Below are 17381 nucleotides of genomic sequence, written 5' to 3'. Positions count from 1 at the left end.
TCGCGGCCTTGCTTTCCAATGCTTCCGCCACTGCCTGTCACTTCCTCTTTGCTAGGCCACCGCGTCGAAATAGGTGGCGAATTCGGCACGGATTTCGGTTTCTTCGGCCGCGTCGCGTTTGCTTATATAGGTCATCGCCCGCTTGGCACGCTCCAGCGACTTGCCTTCAAGCCCCGTGGTGCGCGATGCGATACCCGCCATTTCCTCAAAAACACCGTTGCAGTGAAGGACCAGATCGCAGCCCGCCGCAAGGATCGAGGCCGCCTTTGTCGGGAAATCCCCAGAAAGTGCCTTCATCGAGGTGTCGTCGCTCATCAGCAGTCCATCGAAGCCGATCTCGCGTCGAATGATCTCGTCGATGACCTTGCCGGAAGTCGTCGCCGGGTTCTTGGGATCGATCGCGCTGTAGACGACATGCGCGGTCATCGCCATCGGCAGATGGTTGAGCTCACGGAACGGAGCAAAATCGTGCCGCTGCAGATCGCTGAGCGAGGCGTCGACGACAGGCAGTTCGAAATGCGTATCGGCAAAGGCCCGGCCGTGCCCCGGAATATGCTTCATCACGGGCAGCACACCGCCCGACATCAGGCCCTCGGCCGCGGCGCGGCCAAGTTCGATGACCGGACGCGGATCCTTGCCATAGGCGCGCGCGCCGATGACATCGCTGGCCCCTTCGATCGGCACGTCGAGCACCGGCAGGCAATCCGCTGATATGCCGTAGCGCAGCAGGTCGAAGGCATGCAGCCGCGCCATCAGCCAGGCGGCGCGTGCGCCGGCGTCGTGATCGTCGCGCCACAGCGCCCCAAGCGCGCCGCCGGCCGGATAATTCGGCGCCAGTGGCGGCCGCAGGCGCTGTACCCTGCCACCTTCCTGGTCGATGAACACCAGCGCGTCCGGGCGCCCGATACAGTCACGCATTTCGGCGACCAGGTCGCGGATCTGCTCGGCCTCGCCGATGTTGCGGGCAAACAGGATGAACGCCCACGGGCATTCATTGCGATAGAAATTGATTTCTTCGCGGGTGAGCGATTTCCCGGCACAGCCGAGGATCATGGATTTTGATTCGGTCATTTCAGGAGTCTAGGGCTTCGCGCTGTCAAAGGGAATCATCCCTGACCGCATGCGGCGGGCTGCAGGACATGTTCCACATGAAAAAGTCAGGCATATGAATATCGCCATATAAAAAGCCGGCGCGGCCCAGGGCCGCGCCGGCTTTGAAGGATTGGATCGACGTCTAGCGCGATACGAAGCAGTTGCCGCCCGCGGCCTTGTAGCTGGTGCACAGATTGATGGCATCGTTGCGCGACTGAGCCGGAACGCGCACGCGGTAGAACGTTCCCTTGCCGGCAATCTCGGCCTTGACGATGTTGGCCGTGCGGCCGGAAAGCACGCTGCCATAACGGCGCTGCAGATCCTGGTAGGTCGACTGGGCGCTGTCCACCGTCGGCTGCGAAGCGATTTGTATCGACCACGCACCGCTGCCAGTCGCGGTCGAGGCCGGGTCGATGGAAGCGACCTGATCGGGCTTGACCTCGCCGACCACGTCGACCGGCTGGTCGGACGGACGTTGCGGCGCGATCGCAACCTTGGCTGGCGTGTTGGCCGACTGCGCCTTGGCTTCAGCCTTGGCAGGCTTGGCGGCAGGCTTCAGAGCCGGCTCATCGTCAGCCTGCGCGGCGGCGGGCGCCACCGTGCCAGTCTGGTCGGTGCCAGTCTCGTTGGCGCCAGTCTGGTCGGCGCCAGTCTGGTCGGCTCCGGCAGGCGCCACATGCTGTGGCGCCGGATCCGTCGGCTCGGCCGCGGCCACCTGCGGTGCCGCCGGTGCCGGATCCTCGCGCGCCACCAGTGACCCGTCGGACTTGACCACCATGGTCCTGACCTTGCGCGGCGCAACGGCAACGACGTCGTTGTTGGTGCCCTTGTCGGCGTCCTGCAGGACCTGCGCGATGCGATCCTCCGACTTCGGCGCGGGCGCCGCATTGTCGGCCGGGGCCGCGCCAGCGGTCGAAACCTCGCCACCGCCATCCGTGCCGGCGGCGGCGTTCTGATCGGGAGAAAGATTGACGGCGCGGGCCGGGTCTTTCGCCTGCACGTCCACTGGTTCCTCAGTGTTGGTGACAAGCTTCTGCTGGACCGGCTCGGCGGGCTTCGCGCCCTTGACCACCGCGTCATAGACCTTGTTGTCCTGGTTCGGCACCACCGTGCCGCCCGGATTTTCCGGCTTGACCTTGATCGGCGAATTGTCCGCCTTGACGATCACCGGAGCTTCGCTGCCGCCCTTGCCGCCCAAAGACAGCGCGAAGGCGCCAAGGCCGCCCGCGACCGCAACGGCACCGACAATCGCGGCAATGAACAGGCCGCGCCGGCCCGACGGCCTGGCGGCTTCCCGCTCGCCGAGGCCCGGAACCGACATCGCTTCGTCCAGCTCGGGATCGTAGTCGAGTTCATCGACGGCAAAATCGTCCGCCTGAGAGACCGGCTGGCTGCCGGGCAGATTGTCGAGATCGAAGCCTTCGGCAGCATCGGCATAGCCCGAGGCCGACGCGCGGGCGGGCATTTCCGCCGGCCGTGCCGCATAGGTCCGCGCTTCCGGCTGATAGGCTTGCCTCGGCTCTTCATATCCCGGATTGACCCCGTCATATCCCGGATTGACCCCGCCATATCCCGGATTGGCCTCGCCATATCCCGGATTGGCCTCGCCATATCCCGGATTGGCCGCGCCATATCCCGGATTGGCAGCGCCATATCCTTTATTGAACCCGGTATTGTAGGATTCGTCGGCATAGGCGGCGTTGCCGGCAGTAGCAGGCGCGACCTCGACCGAATTCATCTCGGTCAGAAGGCTGGCGAATTCGGCGTCGAGATCATCATAACCGGCCGCTGCCGGCTCATCTTCCTCGAAATGCAACTCCGGAATGTCGAGATCGTCAGCCAGCGCGACGACGCGCTCCGGCACATCGACCGTCTCGACATCGGGCATCTCTTCATAGTGCGAGGACTGCCCTGCCTGCGGCGCCGATACCGGAGCCATATAGGGAGCAGCCGCAACCGGCTCGGCCGAACGGTAGGACGGCACGGTGGCCACTTCCGGGGCCGCCATCCTGGCCGCCATGGAGGGAGCAGGCTGCGCGGCAAACGCCGGCTGTTGGGGAACTGGTGTCACGCGGCTCCAGGAACGGGCCGACTCCGACGCTCCGGAACGTTCCGCCAGCCAATCGAGCGAATCGGCCTGATCCGGCCGGGACGCCGTTTCGTCACGCGAACCGATGCTTTTGGCCAGGGCGGCGTCGAAGGCATCATTGTCGAGATCGACATCACCCTGTTCAGCGGCATCCGGGCCGAAATCCTGGTCCTGAAGTTCATCGAGCAACAGGTCGTCGAGGTTGGCGTCGGCGGCCTGGGCGGAGCCGGATTGATGCGCATCCTCGGACGCTGTTTCATCGAGATCCCAGTCGAGGTCACCAACAAGATCGACGGGTTGCTCCGCGATCTTTGTAGTCGCGGCGAGAGGCGGCTGAACGGGCGCTGCGGTTGGCTGGGTCGCGGCTGGCTGGGTCACGGCGGGCTGAACCATGGCCGGTTCCTTGGCCGACGGCAGCGTGCGCGCGGTCATGGCACCGAGAAGCGCGTTCAGCTCGTCTTCGAGGCTTCGTTCGTCCGCGATGGGCGCTTGCACCGGCGGCACAATGGCTGCCGCGGGAGCTGCCGATTGCGAGGAAGCCGCGGCGATTTCGGCGACGGGCTCTTCGGCAGGCTCGGCAAACGCCTCGTCCAGATTCAGGTCGAAGGCGTCATCCGAAACAGCTTCAGCGCCTGGAATTTCATCCTGCGTCTCGACGGCATCGGCGCGCAGTTCGTGCGCCGGCTCGTCATCAAAAGCCTCCGGCTCGTCCGCCTGAACGTCAAAATCCACATCGACATCGGGCATGGCATCGTCGAAGTGACCCGCGAAATCCTCGTCGGAGATCACCTGGGTTTCATCCGCGGCGGCCAGTACAGGTTCTGGATAGTCGACAGCAGCCGCTTGGCGCTGATCCGCCGGATGGTCGTCGAGCATCAGCTCGTCTTCGAGCGAGATCGCGACCGCATCGTCGAATTCATGATTGGAGGCCGGCTCGACGGCCACCGGCACTTCGGCCACCGGCGATTCAACGGCATACCGGGCCTCGGCAGCCTCGTCCTCGATATGGAAATCCTGGTCGAGGGAGGCGGCAAGCTCATCCTCCATCGGCAGATCATCGTCGAAGGGCGAGATGTCTTCGAGCGAACTGGCGACGGCATTGTCGAAATCGGCGTCGAAGGCAGGTTCAACGGACGGCACGGCTTGCGCGGCGCCAGCGGTCGCATGGCTGGCGGCGACCGCCTGGTCATCGGCATCCGACATGTCCAGGTGGAAATCGTCGTCGAGTGACAATGCGAGATCGTCGTCCGCAACATCGACGGCCACCGGCTCGACTGCCGGCTCATGAGCTGCGACAACTGGAGCGGCAACGCTGTCGGCAGCGTCGAACTCGCCCATCAGCTCCTTTTCGAGGTCGATGTCGAAATCGCCCTCTCCCGCGGACGGATCGGCCACAGCGGCTTTCGGCTCGGCCGGCGCCTGCGGCTTGACCGGCTGGCGCGGGTCGAATCCCATGATCCTGGTCAGTTCCGCGAACGGATCATCGTCGGTGATGTCGTTGTTGTCGGCTGCTCTCAGTTGGGTTCTGTCTGCCATTATTGTTCCCGAACTCGCACTCATTCGGACGCCTTGGACGTCGCGCAGGGTTGGCCCTTACCAGCGCAATGTGGGCAAAAGGTGACAGGTTTTTTAGTCAAACCTAACGCATTTCGGTGGGCGCAGCCGCTCCGATCAACGTCAGGCCGGACGTCAGAACATCCGAAACAGCCTGCACCAGCCCTAGTCTGGCATGCGTCAATTGTCGGTCGTTAACCTTAACAAAACGTAAGTCCGGATTATCCGTGCCCCGGTTCCAGTGTCCGTGGAAACTGGAAGCCAGATCATAGAGATAAAATGCCAGCCGATGCGGCTCGAGCGCAAGAGCGGCGGACTCGATCAGGCGTGGATATTCGGCAAGCTTCCGGATCAGCCCGATTTCACCTTCGTCGGCCAGCGACGTTGCCGCGGCCGCCAGGTTGTTGCGATCGAAATTCGCCTCCCCCAACTGTTCGCTCGCCTGCCGGAACACCGAATGGCAGCGCGCCGAGGCGTACTGCACGTAGAACACCGGATTGTCCTTCGACTGCTCGGTGACCTTGGCGAAGTCGAAATCGAGCGGCGCATCGTTCTTGCGATAGAGCATCATGAAGCGGATCGGATCGCGTCCGACTTCTTCCACCACCTCGCGCAACGTCACGAAATCGCCGGACCGCTTCGACATGCGCACCGGCTCGCCATCGCGAAACAGCTTGACCAGATTGCACAAGAGGACGGTGAGCTTGACGTCGTCGCCGGCAATCGCCCGCGCCAAGGCTTCCAGGCGCTTGACGTAGCCGCCATGGTCGGCGCCGAGAACATAGATCAGGTCGACGAAGCCGCGATCGACCTTGTCCTTCAGATACGCCACATCGGCGGCGAAATAGGTGAACGAGCCGTCGGACTTGACCAGCGCCCGGTCCATGTCGTCGCCGACGGCGGTCGAGCGGAACAGCGTCTGTTCGCGGTCTTCCCAGTCGTCCGGCTTCTCGCCCTTGGGCGGCGGCAGCTTGCCCTTGTAGATATGGCCCTTCAGCGTCAGGTCGTTGATCGCCGAGCGGATCTTCCTGGCATTGTCGGCATGCAGCGTGCGTTCGGAGAAGAACACGTCGTGGTGCACGTTGAGCAGCGCAAGGTCCTCGCGGATCATCGCCATCATCGCATCGATGGTCCGGTCCTTGACGATGGCCAGCGCCTCGTCGTCCGGCATCTGCAGCAAGGAACGGCCGAACTCCCTGACCAGGGCCTCGCCGACGGAGACAAGATAGTCACCGGGATAAAGCCCCGGCGGAATCTCGCCGATATCTTCTCCAAGCGCCTCGCGGTAGCGCAACATCGCCGAGCGCCCAAGCACGTCGATCTGGGAGCCGGCGTCGTTGATGACATATTCCTTGGTCACGTCGTAACCGGCGAACGCCATCAGATTGGCGAGTGCGTCACCGACGACGGCACCCCGGCAATGGCCGACATGCATCGGCCCGGTCGGGTTGGCCGAGACATATTCGACGTTGGTTTTGCGGCCGGCGCCGATCGTCGAGCGGCCATAGTTGCGCCCCTCGCCTAGAAGCGCCGACAGATGCGCCTGCCAGAAACCGTCCTTGAGCCGCAGATTGACGAAGCCTGGACCGGCGACCTCGGCAGCGGCGACGTCATTGTCCGCCCGCAGCGCTTCCGCCAGTTTCTCGGCCAGTACGCGCGGGTTCTGGCCGGTGGGCTTGGCCAGCACCATTGCCGCATTGGTCGCGAGATCGCCATGGCTGGCGTCGCGGGGCGGCTCGACGGCGATGCGCGACAGATCAGGCGAAACGCCATTGCTGTCTTTCAGGTCAAGCGCTTCGACAGCCTTTACGACTCGCGCGGTGAAATCGGCGAAGATGTTCATGGTGTATGCTCTGGCGGCTTTACGACGAATCCGGCCCTTTGGCCGGCAAATCGAGCCCGCCCTAGCTCAAATCCGGGGTGCGGTCAAACAAACGCCTGTGTTCCTTGAGCGCGTAGGTGTCGGTCATGCCGGCCAGGAAATCGGCGACGCTGCGTGCCTTGATGCGATCCTCGGCGCGGTCCAGCCCTTCGCGCCAGCCATCGGGCATGGCGCGCGGGTCGGCGAAATAGACGTCGAACAGGTCCCTGACGATCTGCTCGGCGTCCGCACGCACCCGCATGACCTCTTCGTGCCGATAGAGGTGCTTGTAGAGGAAGGCCTTCAGTTCCTTCTCGGCTTCCGCCATTTCGGCCGAAAATGTCACCATCGTCTCGCCCGCCGCCCTCACCGCCTCGACGCTCAGCGGCCTGATCCGCTCCAGATTGGCGGTCGTTGACTTGATCACATCCTCGACCATGGCCGTGATCTGCCGCCGCATCAATTCGTGGCCGGTGCGCACGTCGTCGAGCCTGGGATAGCGCTCGCGCACGCTCTTCAGGATCGTTCCAGGCAGCGAAACGGCCTTCAGCATGTCCAGCGTCAGCAGCCCTGACCGCAGCCCATCGTCGATATCATGCGTGTTGTAGGCGATATCGTCGGCAATCGCCGCGCACTGCGCTTCGATGCCGGCGAACCGGTCGAGTTCGAGATCCTGCAATTGCGAGTAGTCGCGGATCGCCTGCGGGACCGGCCCTTTCAGGCCCTTGCCGCTGCCGTCGGTGAGCGGACCATTGTGCTTGACCAGGCCTTCAAGCGTCTCCCAACTCAGATTGAGCCCGTCGAACTCGGCGTAGCGCGCCTCCAGCCTCGTCACGATGCGCAGGGATTGTGCGTTGTGGTCGAAGCCGCCCCACGGTGCCATCTTCTCGTTCAGCGCGTCCTCACCTGTGTGGCCAAAGGGCGTGTGGCCGAAATCATGCACCAGTGCCACCGCTTCGGCGAGATCCTCGTCGCCGCGCAACGCCCGCGCCAGCGCACGCGCGATCTGTGCCACTTCGATCGAATGGGTGAGCCTTGTGCGGTAGTGATCGCCTTCATGGGCGATGAAGACCTGCGTCTTGTGCTTCAGCCGCCGAAACGCCGTCGAATGGATGATCCGGTCGCGGTCACGCTGGAAAGGCGTGCGGGTCGGACTTTCCACCTCGTCGAACAGCCGGCCGCGCGAGCGCGCCGGATCCGTGGCATAGGCCGCGCGCGGCCGATAGCCGAATCCGATGTCGCCAAGCTCATTTGTCATGGCTGATGCCGCCGCAGTTGACTTGCCCCGTCGCGCTTCATACCTATCATGTGAAACCGAAAGCAAGGTGACGCCTATGGGCGCGGATGCCAAGACCGCCATGAAAGTCGAGATGACCGAGGCCGCCGCCAAGCGGATCGCCAAAATTGTCTCTGGCGAGGCCGGCAAGACGGCGCTGCGCGTTTCCGTCGAGGGCGGCGGCTGCTCAGGCTTTTCCTACAAGTTCGATCTGGTCGACGCGCGCAATGACGACGACGTTGCCATCGAGAAGGACGGCGCCACGCTGCTGATCGATGATCTGTCCCTGGTCTATATGGGTGGCTCGGTAATCGATTTCGTCGACGATTTGATGGGGCAGTCGTTCCAGATCCGCAACCCGAATGCGGTCGCCTCCTGCGGCTGCGGCACCAGCTTCTCCATCTAGGACCGAGATGCCCGCAACCGGCGCGGTTCGTCAGGTTGCGCTCTCCGCCGGTCGCGACCTCGACGCGACATTGGCCTTTTGGCGCGATGTCCTCGGCATGAGGGTGCATGCGCGGTTCGATCCGCCCGGCATTGCCTTCATCATGGCCGGCGATGTCAGGCTGTTGTTCACCGACGGCATCCCGGCCGGCACCATCTATCTCGACATATCAGGCCTCGAAGCCTTCCACGCCGAGGCGAAGGCAGCCGGCATCCCCTTCACCGCGCCGCCGACGCTGGTCCATCGCGACACCGAAGGGCAGTTTGGTCCGGCGGGGGAAAGCGAATGGATGGCCTTTCTAAAGGATCCGGCAGGCAATACGATCGGTTTAGTCGAACGCCTTCCGCCGCAGGAACAATGAGACCGTCATGAAAATCGTCACCTGGAACATCAACGGCGTGCGCGCCCGCATCGGCAACCTGACCCATTGGCTGACCGAGAGCGCGCCCGACATCGTCTGCCTGCAGGAGATCAAGACGGTCGACGAGCAGTTCCCGCGCGCCGAGATCGAGGCGCTTGGCTACAATGTCGAAACCCATGGCCAGAAGGGCTTCAACGGTGTCGCGCTGCTGTCGAAGTTGCGCTTCGATGAAGTCACCAGAGGCCTGCCGGGTGACGATGCCGACGAACAGGCACGTTTCATCGAAGGCGTGTTCTCGACCGACAAGGGCGCGCTTCGCGTCGCCTCGCTCTATCTGCCGAACGGCAACCCGATCGATGACGAGAAGAAGTTTCCCTACAAGCTGTCCTGGATGGCGCGGCTGGAGCGCTGGGCGCAGGAGCGCCTGAGGCTGGAAGAGGCGCTGGTGCTGGCCGGCGACTACAACGTCATTCCCGAGCCGATCGACGCGCGGTTCCCGGAGAACTGGCTGGGCGACGCGCTGTTCCAGCCACAGACAAGGCAGGCCTTCCGCCGGCTGCTCAATCTCGGTTTCACCGAAGCGGTGCGCGCGGTCACCGATGCCCCGGACACCTACACCTTCTGGGACTATCAGGCCGGCGCCTGGCAGAAGAACAATGGCATCCGCATCGACCATCTGCTGCTGTCGCCTGAAGCCGCGAACCGGTTCTCATCGGCGTCGATCGAAAAACATGTGCGCGCCTGGGAAAAACCATCCGATCACGTCCCGGTGGCGATCGACCTCGCGCTGCAGCCGGCCTGACGCAGACCCTTCTGCCGCCGAGTAGTCTGGACCTCGTGTCGCCACAATCACGCGCATGATGGGAAATCATCATGGTGGCCGGGTTTCCATGACCGTTCGATTTGCTCATTATCCGATCGGCTTGGCATTCGCCACGACCGCGATCGTGCCGGCCTTCGCCGCCCCGGAATGTCTCGCCAATGGAAAATCCTATCCGGTCGGACAGGTCACCTGCCTGACGGTTGCCGACCAGAGTCATTTGGCTCGCTGCGACATGGTGCTCAACAACACATCCTGGACCAAGGTTGGCGATAGCTGCCCGGCAAACACCATGGCGCCGCACCTGCACGTCACACCGATCTCGACACCCGCGCCAAGCATGGTCCCGACGGAGCCAACCGAAAACTAATTTTCTCCTGGATTGCCTCGTCCTCGGATCGAGACGAGCCTCGATAGGCCGGCGTTGTCCGTCATTGCCATGCCGACGTTCTTCGCTAGAGAAGCCAAGCAGTTGGCTTCTCGTCCGCTACACGGATCGCTCCTCGGCTCGCCGCAGGTGACGGGGAAAGAGCCTACTGATCGGCGTTGCTGCCCTTGGTCAGGATGTCGTCCGCCAGCGAGATCGCGGTGCGGCGGTCGGCTTCGCCGGCCGCGGCGAACGCCTCTTCCTGCATGCCGCGGATCCAGGGCTGATCGGTCGGCGACGCACGCTCGAGGGCCGCGGTCATCATCGCCAGGCCGCGCACGATCTTGCCGCTCTGGAACAACAGGTGGCCAAGCGTCGCTTGCGCACCGGCATGGCCCTTCTCGGCGGCGAGTTGGAACCAGCGCCCGGCCTGCTTGACGCTGGCCTTCACACCGCCCTCGCCCTTCAGGAACATCTGGCCCATCTCGAACTGAGCGTTCGGATTGCGGTAGTTGGCGGCGGCGCGCATGTAATATTCCTGCGCCGCCACCTCGTTCTCGGTGACCGGGCTGCCGGGAATGCCAGTGCGCAGATAGTCGCCGAGCGCCACCAGCGCGTCGGAGACATAGCTTTCTTCCGGCGAGCCGGGCTCGACGTCCTGGTCGACGATCTCCGAGAAGAACTTGAAAGCCTCATAGTCGTCGCGGGCCACGCCGTCGCCCTCGGCATACATGCGGGCAAGCTTCCAGGTGGCGCCGATCTGGCCGTTTTCGGCGGCATATTTGTAGGCCTCGGCGGCCTGCTCCTTGTGGCCGCTCTTGTAGGCGGAGAACCCGAACTGAAACACTGCCCAGGGGCTCGACTGCGGCTTCACGCCGGTCTTGTCGTCGAACACCTTGTCGTCGAAGGCCATGGCCTGGCCCACGGCGCCAAAGATCGCAACCGCGACCAGTGCCGGAAGGACAGATGACCTCAACAACTCTGGTGTTGACTTCAACAACTCAGATATCCGCATAGCAGTGTGTTTCTTTCGCACCGCCCGGATGGGTGACCGCGCCATCCCTGGCGGACCCTACCGTCTGTGCGTATTTCCATATCGCGCCCGACTGATAGTCGGTCGTGCGCGCCTTCCATGTCTTCGCTCGTGCCGCCAGTTCGGCCTCGGACAGCGCTACGTCGATCGTTCCGTTCACCGCGTCGATCGAAATCACGTCGCCATCCCTGATGAGGCCGATCGGGCCGCCAACCGCCGCTTCCGGGCCGACATGGCCGATGCAGAAACCGCGCGTCGCGCCCGAGAAACGGCCGTCGGTGATCAGCGCCACCTTGCCGCCCATGCCCTGGCCGTAGAGTGCCGCCGTCGTCGACAGCATCTCGCGCATGCCAGGACCGCCGCGCGGTCCTTCATAGCGGATGACCAGAACCTCGCCTTCGCGGTAGGCGCGGTTCGTCACCGCCTCAAAACATTCCTCTTCCGAATCGAAACAGCGCGCCGGGCCGGAGAATTTCAACTCCGCCATGCCCGCGACCTTCACGATCGCGCCTTCAGGGGCAAGATTTCCCTTCAAGCCCACGACACCGCCGGTTTGGGTAATTGGTCTGTTGGCCGGGCGGACCACATCCTGGTGTTCATTCCAGGCAACGTGCTCCATATTTTCGGCCAAAGTACGGCCAGTGACCGTTAGGCAATCGCCATGCAGATAGCCGTGGTCGAGCAGCGTCTTCATCAGCAGCGGAATGCCGCCGGCCTCGAACATGTCCTTGGCGACATATTTGCCGCCCGGCTTGAGATCGGCGATGTAAGGCGTCTTCTCGAAGATTTTCGCCACGTCGAACAGGTCGAACTTGATCCCCGCCTCATGCGCGATCGCCGGCAGATGCAGCGCGGCATTGGTCGAGCCGCCGGTGGCCGAAACAACGGTCGCCGCGTTTTCCAGTGCCTTAAGGGTGACGATGTCGCGCGGGCGGATGTTTTTGGCAATCAGTTCCATGACCTTTTCGCCCGAGGCGAAATTGAAGCGGTCGCGCATTTCGTAGGGCGCCGGCGCGCCGCAGGAATAGGGCAGCGCAAGACCGATTGCCTCGGCGACGGTGGCCATGGTGTTGGCGGTGAACTGGGCGCCGCAGGAACCGGCCGAAGGACAGGCGGTCTGCTCGATTTCAAGCAGCTCGGCATCATCGATCGTGCCGACCGAGTGCTGGCCGACCGCCTCGAACACATCCTGCACGGTGATCTGGCGGCCGCGATAGCTGCCGGGCAGGATCGAGCCGCCATAGATGAAGATCGACGGCACGTTGAGCCGCACCATGGCCATCATCATGCCGGGCAGCGACTTGTCGCAGCCGGCTAGGCCGACCAGCGCATCGTAGCAATGGCCGCGCATGGTGAGTTCGACCGAATCGGCGATGACTTCGCGCGACACCAGCGACGACTTCATGCCCTGGTGGCCCATGGCGATGCCGTCGGTGACGGTGATGGTGCAGAATTCGCGGGGCGTGCCGTTGGCGGCTGCCACGCCCTTCTTGACCACTTGCGCCTGGCGCATCAGCGAGATGTTACAGGGTGCTGCCTCGTTCCAGCAGGAGGCGACGCCGACCAGCGGCTGCGCGATTTCGGCCGCCGACAGGCCCATGGCATAGAGATAGGACCGGTGCGGCGCACGCGCCGGACCGACAGTCACATGGCGGCTAGGGAGCTTAGCCTTTGAAATGACCTTGGCGTCCATTCTCTTCCTTGCCGCGGGCGGTGCGGCCTGCCCCATCGCCGAGCCTTTTGGCACGTGTCCCGAGACGAGTTCGAGGTGCGCCGGGTTTATGGCGGGAAATGGGCAATTTCCTCGGCCTGACCTTTAGCGCAGGGGTTGTTCAGAAAGTGTTGCCAAAACGTCACAATCGCACGAGGCGGCCCAAGTGCGGCTTATATGCAACGCAGCTTGTATGATGGGGCCAGCGACGACGTCGGCACAAACGAAAAGGCCGGGCAATGCCCGGCCTTTTACTAAAACTTTCAAACGCTTAGAACTTTATCTTGACGCCGCCGGATATTGCCGTGACCAGATCATTGCCGAAGTCGTAACTCGCGTCGTCACCTGCAACATAGCCATTGTCCCCGGCCACTATACCTGAGTGACCGCTGGTCAAGACGCCTATTGCGCCAGCTACGCGAAATTCAATGTTGGGCTTAGGCGTGTAGGCAACACCGCCGCCAAGTGTCCACGTATCGGTCTGCGCTCCATAGCCGTGCGAAGTGCCACGATCCCATGAAAGCTGACCAGCAGCGCTCCACTGATCGTTAAACTTGTGGCCAACGCCGCCTGAGATCGTCCAGCCATCACGATACATCAGATCGAGTGAGGTTAACTGTGCAGAGTGCAGTTTGTCGCCCGTGACACAGAGCGCGTCGGGAGTACCCACCGCACAAATTGGAACGCTCTGCAGGACACTCCAATTGACCCACTTGACGGAGCCAAAAGCCAACCACCCAGGAGCGATGCCAGATTGCAATTTGAATTCAACAACATCCGGCATATATTGCGTGGAGCCGTAGATCGGAATTATGCCCTGGCCAACACTGGTCAAATCGAGCGTACCCTCGATGTTATCGAGCTTAACCTTCGAGTTATAGACGAGGCTCGCGCGCAGTGCGATGTCGGGGATTTCATAAGCGAGGCCAGCGCGCCAGCCCCAGCCAGTGGTCGACAGATCGACACGGCCCGTCGGTGACGGCCCAAATGGGTTGAAAGCCACAAGACTTTCCTTAAAGCCGTAGACCTTTTGATAGAACACACCGCCGATAAAGCGAAGCTGACCTTTGCCCGCATCCATCTTGTACGAGCAGGTGCCCGCGTAGTTATCGCTCTTGATGTCGGTCTCTATGTTTGAAACTGCGCCGTTCCACATGCCTGGCGCGGAATGTGCTCCCCAAGGTTGGGAATAGTCGACCATGCAATCGACGCCCGGAACGACCTGCGCCTTAACACCGATGCGCGGCACCCAATAGCCCTCCGCTCCATCAGCCGAGGTGCCCAAGCCGAGATTGAATCCGCCCGGCCCCTTGGCATTCTCGTATTTGCGATCCGGCATCACATAGGTTGCTTCGGCCTCCGTCGCGACCTGGGCCGGATCGAACAGTAGGTCGATATCGTAGCCGCCGCGCTCCAGACCGCCAGCATGCGCCGGGTGGATAAGCGAGCCCATCAAGGCCAACGAAAAGCACCCTGCCCCCAGCAGTGCTTTCAGACGCAAATTGCTCATGGATGTCCTCCCGAATAACTAGTGGATCAAGCTAGAACCAATTCAAGTTAACGGCGCAACAACGAATTCCCGGGCGTACATGTACATGTCCGCCAAACGCTTTTTCGACAAAATGCAAAGGAATGTCCCAAGGCCAAAAACGGCCCTGAGCACATCCAAAACGCCGAAAAGATGCACGAAAATGGCCCCAAAAAGCTCGAAAACAGCTAATTTTGAGGGGATCTGGCCCCATTGTTACATTATGGCAACAATGGGCTAAAAGTTTCCGTTTACGTCAACATTTACGCAACGGAATGCCCATTTTTGAGGCGGTGACGCATGGGAATTCGCTCCGGGGTCATGGACGAATCTGCCCTTCAGCCGGCGTCGCGAACCCTGGTCAGCGCTACCGAAAGCTTGTCCTGCGCGGCGCGATATTCGGCCAGCTTTTCCCGCTCGCCTTCCACGATCTCGGCCGGCGCGCTGGCAACGAATTTCTCATTCGACAGCTTCTTGTGCAGGCGCGCGATTTCCTCGGTCACCTTGACCAGTTCCTTCTGCAGCCGCGCGGCCTCCGCCGTGAGGTCGATCAGGCTGCCAAGCGGCAGGCAGATCGTCGCCTCGTTGAGCACGATCTGTGCCGACCCCTTGGGTGCCGCATCGGCGAGCGAGATGTCACCAACACGCGCCAGCCGCTTGATCGCTGAGTCCTCGCGAACCAGCCGTTCGCGCGTCACGTCGTTGGCGCCGACCACCACGAGCGGCGCTATTGCCGCTGGCGGCACGTTCATCTCCGAGCGCACCGAGCGGATACCGGAGACGAGATCGACCAGCCAGTTGATGTCGGCGGCCGCTTCAGCATCCTCGAAATCCGGCGACGGCCATGCGGCATGGCACAGCAGCGAGGCGCGTTCCCTGCCCTCACCCGCCGTCTGCGCCCACAGCTCTTCGGTCATGAACGGCATCATCGGATGCAGGAGCTTGTAGATCTCGTCGAGCACGAAGGCGACGCAGGCGCGGCTCTCGGCCTTGGCGGCCTCGTCCGTGCCCATGAATACCGGCTTCAGCAGTTCCAGATACCAGTCGCAGAACAGGTTCCAGACGAAGCGGTACGCGGCTCCCGCCGCCTCGTTGAAGCGGTATGAGGTGATGCCGTCGGTGACCTCGCGTGCGGCGCGTGTCAGCTCGGTCAGGATCCAGCGGTTGACCGCCAGCTTAGCGTCGTTCAGCCAGAAATCGTCATTGCGCGCGACTTCGTTCATCTCGGCAAAGCGCGTGGCGTTCCACAGCTTGGTGCCGAAATTGCGATAGCCGGCGATGCGCGCCGGGTCGAGTTTCACGTCGCGCCCCTGCGCCGCCATCACCGTCAGGGTGAAGCGCAGCGCGTCGGCGCCATATTCGTCGATCAGATCGAGCGGGTCGATGACGTTGCCCTTCGACTTCGACATCTTGGCGCCGTTCTTGTCGCGCACCAGCGCATGCACATAAACGGTGTGGAACGGCTCCTCGTCCATGAAGTGCAGGCCCATCATCATCATGCGGGCGACCCAGAAGAAGATGATGTCGAAGCCGGTCACCAGCACATCGGTCTGGTAGTAGGTCTTCAGTTCCGGCGTCTGGTCCGGCCAGCCGAGCGTCGAGAAAGGCCACAGCGCCGACGAGAACCAGGTGTCGAGCACGTCTTCGTCGCGCGTCAGGATCTCGCCCGGCTTGAAGTTCTCCAGCTTATCCTCGACCCAGGCCTTCCAGGGGCCTTCGAGCGCCAGATAATATTCGATCGCCGCGCCCAGCGCCTCTTCCTCGGACTTCTCGACAAAGACGCGCCCATCCGGTCCGTACCAGGCCGGGATCTGATGTCCCCACCACAGCTGGCGCGAAATGCACCAGGGCTGGATGTTCTCCATCCAGTCGAAATAGGTCTTCTCCCAGTTCTTAGGCACGAAATTGGTGCGCCCCTCGCGCACCGAGGCGATCGCCGGCTTGGCCAGTTCCGCCGCGTTGGCGTACCACTGCTCGGTCAGGTACGGCTCGATCGGCACACCGCCGCGGTCGCCATGCGGCACGGCGTGGCGATGCGGCTCGACCTTGTCGAGGAAGCCGCCGGCCTCCATCAGTTCGACGATCTTCTTGCGGGCGACGAAACGGTCGAGACCGTCGAGCTCGTCCCAGACAGCTTGCCGTTCCGGCGTCGCCTCGAGGCCCGCCAGGAAGTCCTCGTTGTCCTTCAACTTGACCGCCGCCTCGACCGTCAGGATGTTGATCGCCGGCAATTGGTGGCGTTTGCCGACCTCGAAGTCGTTGAAGTCATGCGCCGGCGTGATCTTGACCGCGCCCGACCCCTTTTCAGGATCGGAATACTCGTCCGCCACCACAGGTATCTTGCGGCCAACGATCGGCAGGACGACATTCTTGCCGATGAGATGTTGGAACCGCTCGTCGTCGGGATGCACGGCGACAGCCGTGTCGCCCAGCATGGTCTCGGGGCGCGTCGTCGCCACGGTGATGAAGGTCTTTGGGTTTTCCGGATCGAAGGTCGCGCCTTCGACCGGATAGCGGAAATGCCAGAGATTGCCGTTGACCTCCTGCTGCTCGACCTCGAGGTCGGAGATGGCAGTCAACAACTTGGGGTCCCAGTTCACAAGGCGCTTGTCCTTGTAGATCAGCCCTTCCTTGTAGAGGCTGACGAAGACTTCGAGCACCGCCTTGGACAGGCCTTCGTCCATGGTGAAGCGTTCGCGCGACCAGTCGGCGGAGGCGCCGAGACGTTTCAGCTGGTTGAAGATCAACCCACCCGATTCGGCCTTCCACTCCCACACTTTCTCGATGAATTCTTCGCGCGTCAGATCGCGGCGATGGATCTGCTTTTCCATCAGCCGCCGCTCGACCACCATCTGCGTGGCGATGCCGGCATGGTCCATGCCGGGCTGCCACAAGACGTTCTTGCCACGCATGCGCTCGAAACGAACCAGAATGTCCTGCAGCGTGTTGTTGAGCGCATGGCCCATATGCAGCGACCCGGTGACGTTGGGCGGCGGAATGACGATGGTGAAGGCCTCGGCCCCCTCCTCGGCGCCTGCGCCGGCGCGGAACGCGTCGGCTTCCTCCCACACCTTGGCGATCTTCGGCTCGACGGTCTTGGCGTCGTAGGTCTTTTCAAGCATGGGAAAACGGTCCGCGCTGTCGGGAATTTTGCTGGTTCGGTGTAAATCGGAAGGTCTTGGCCAAGTCAACCGCGAGGGCTGCCTGGGGTCATCACAAGCAGATAGGCGCGGACCTATTCATT

At 62.6% G+C, this 17381-nt stretch carries 12 protein-coding genes; 4 read left to right on the top strand and 8 right to left on the bottom strand.

Features of this window, described 5'->3' with window-relative positions:
* Positions 1-51 precede the first annotated feature (51 nt).
* The 4 genes from nagZ to EN851_RS02650 all read right to left on the bottom strand — a co-directional run bounded on the left by nagZ (position 52) and on the right by EN851_RS02650 (position 7854).
* A complete protein-coding gene (gene nagZ / locus EN851_RS02665; protein ID WP_027146796.1) occupies positions 52-1071 on the bottom strand; it encodes a beta-N-acetylhexosaminidase in 1020 nt (339 codons plus the stop codon).
* A 163-nt stretch (positions 1072-1234) separates the two neighbouring features.
* The gene (locus EN851_RS02660) at positions 1235-4717 is read right to left on the bottom strand and encodes an SPOR domain-containing protein (RefSeq protein WP_135928472.1); all 3483 of its coding nucleotides are present in this window, start codon (positions 4715-4717) and stop codon (positions 1235-1237) included.
* A gap of 103 nt (positions 4718-4820) precedes the next feature.
* The gene (gene argS, locus EN851_RS02655; RefSeq protein ID WP_135928471.1) at positions 4821-6578 is read right to left on the bottom strand and encodes an arginine--tRNA ligase; all 1758 of its coding nucleotides are present in this window, start codon (positions 6576-6578) and stop codon (positions 4821-4823) included.
* 61 nt (positions 6579-6639) lie between these two features.
* Positions 6640-7854, bottom strand: a complete 1215-nt coding sequence (locus EN851_RS02650) for a deoxyguanosinetriphosphate triphosphohydrolase (protein ID WP_135928470.1) — start codon at positions 7852-7854, stop codon at positions 6640-6642.
* Positions 7855-7930: 76 nt separating this feature from the next.
* Between EN851_RS02650 and erpA the strand changes: the two genes are divergently transcribed.
* From erpA to EN851_RS02630, 4 genes are all read left to right on the top strand, one after another.
* On the top strand, positions 7931-8278 hold the full coding sequence (gene erpA / locus EN851_RS02645) for an iron-sulfur cluster insertion protein ErpA (protein WP_135928469.1): 348 nt from the start codon (positions 7931-7933) through the stop codon (positions 8276-8278).
* 7 nt (positions 8279-8285) lie between these two features.
* Entirely contained in the window at positions 8286-8678 is a 393-nt protein-coding gene (locus EN851_RS02640; protein ID WP_127872664.1) for a VOC family protein, read from the top strand.
* 7 nt (positions 8679-8685) lie between these two features.
* Positions 8686-9480: an exodeoxyribonuclease III gene (gene xth / locus EN851_RS02635; RefSeq protein ID WP_127872665.1), complete on the top strand. Its 795-nt coding sequence runs from the start codon at positions 8686-8688 to the stop codon at positions 9478-9480.
* An 88-nt stretch (positions 9481-9568) separates the two neighbouring features.
* Positions 9569-9868 carry a hypothetical protein gene (locus EN851_RS02630; RefSeq protein WP_127872666.1) on the top strand — a complete coding sequence of 100 codons (300 nt, stop codon included), beginning with the start codon at positions 9569-9571 and terminating at the stop codon, positions 9866-9868.
* A gap of 163 nt (positions 9869-10031) precedes the next feature.
* Here EN851_RS02630 and EN851_RS02625 read toward each other — a convergent pair whose 3' ends face one another.
* The 4 genes from EN851_RS02625 to EN851_RS02610 all read right to left on the bottom strand — a co-directional run bounded on the left by EN851_RS02625 (position 10032) and on the right by EN851_RS02610 (position 17259).
* Positions 10032-10880: a tetratricopeptide repeat protein gene (locus EN851_RS02625; RefSeq protein WP_127279924.1), complete on the bottom strand. Its 849-nt coding sequence runs from the start codon at positions 10878-10880 to the stop codon at positions 10032-10034.
* Complete coding sequence (gene ilvD / locus EN851_RS02620; protein WP_127872667.1) at positions 10867-12591, bottom strand: dihydroxy-acid dehydratase; 1725 nt, start codon at positions 12589-12591, stop codon at positions 10867-10869. Before ilvD ends, EN851_RS02625 begins: the two co-directional genes overlap by 14 nt.
* A 289-nt stretch (positions 12592-12880) precedes the next feature.
* Positions 12881-14119: an OmpP1/FadL family transporter gene (locus tag EN851_RS02615; RefSeq protein WP_127278526.1), complete on the bottom strand. Its 1239-nt coding sequence runs from the start codon at positions 14117-14119 to the stop codon at positions 12881-12883.
* A 356-nt stretch (positions 14120-14475) separates the two neighbouring features.
* Positions 14476-17259 (bottom strand): valine--tRNA ligase, encoded by a 2784-nt coding sequence (locus EN851_RS02610; RefSeq protein WP_135928468.1) that lies wholly within the window; start codon positions 17257-17259, stop codon positions 14476-14478.
* Between the last annotated feature and the right edge of the window lie 122 nt (positions 17260-17381).

Origin of the sequence: Mesorhizobium sp. M8A.F.Ca.ET.208.01.1.1 (assembly GCF_004791315.1) — a bacterium.
GTDB lineage: Bacteria > Pseudomonadota > Alphaproteobacteria > Rhizobiales > Rhizobiaceae > Mesorhizobium.
The sequence above is the reverse complement of the archived record's forward strand: the minus strand, read 5'-3'. Positions and strand labels throughout refer to the sequence as shown.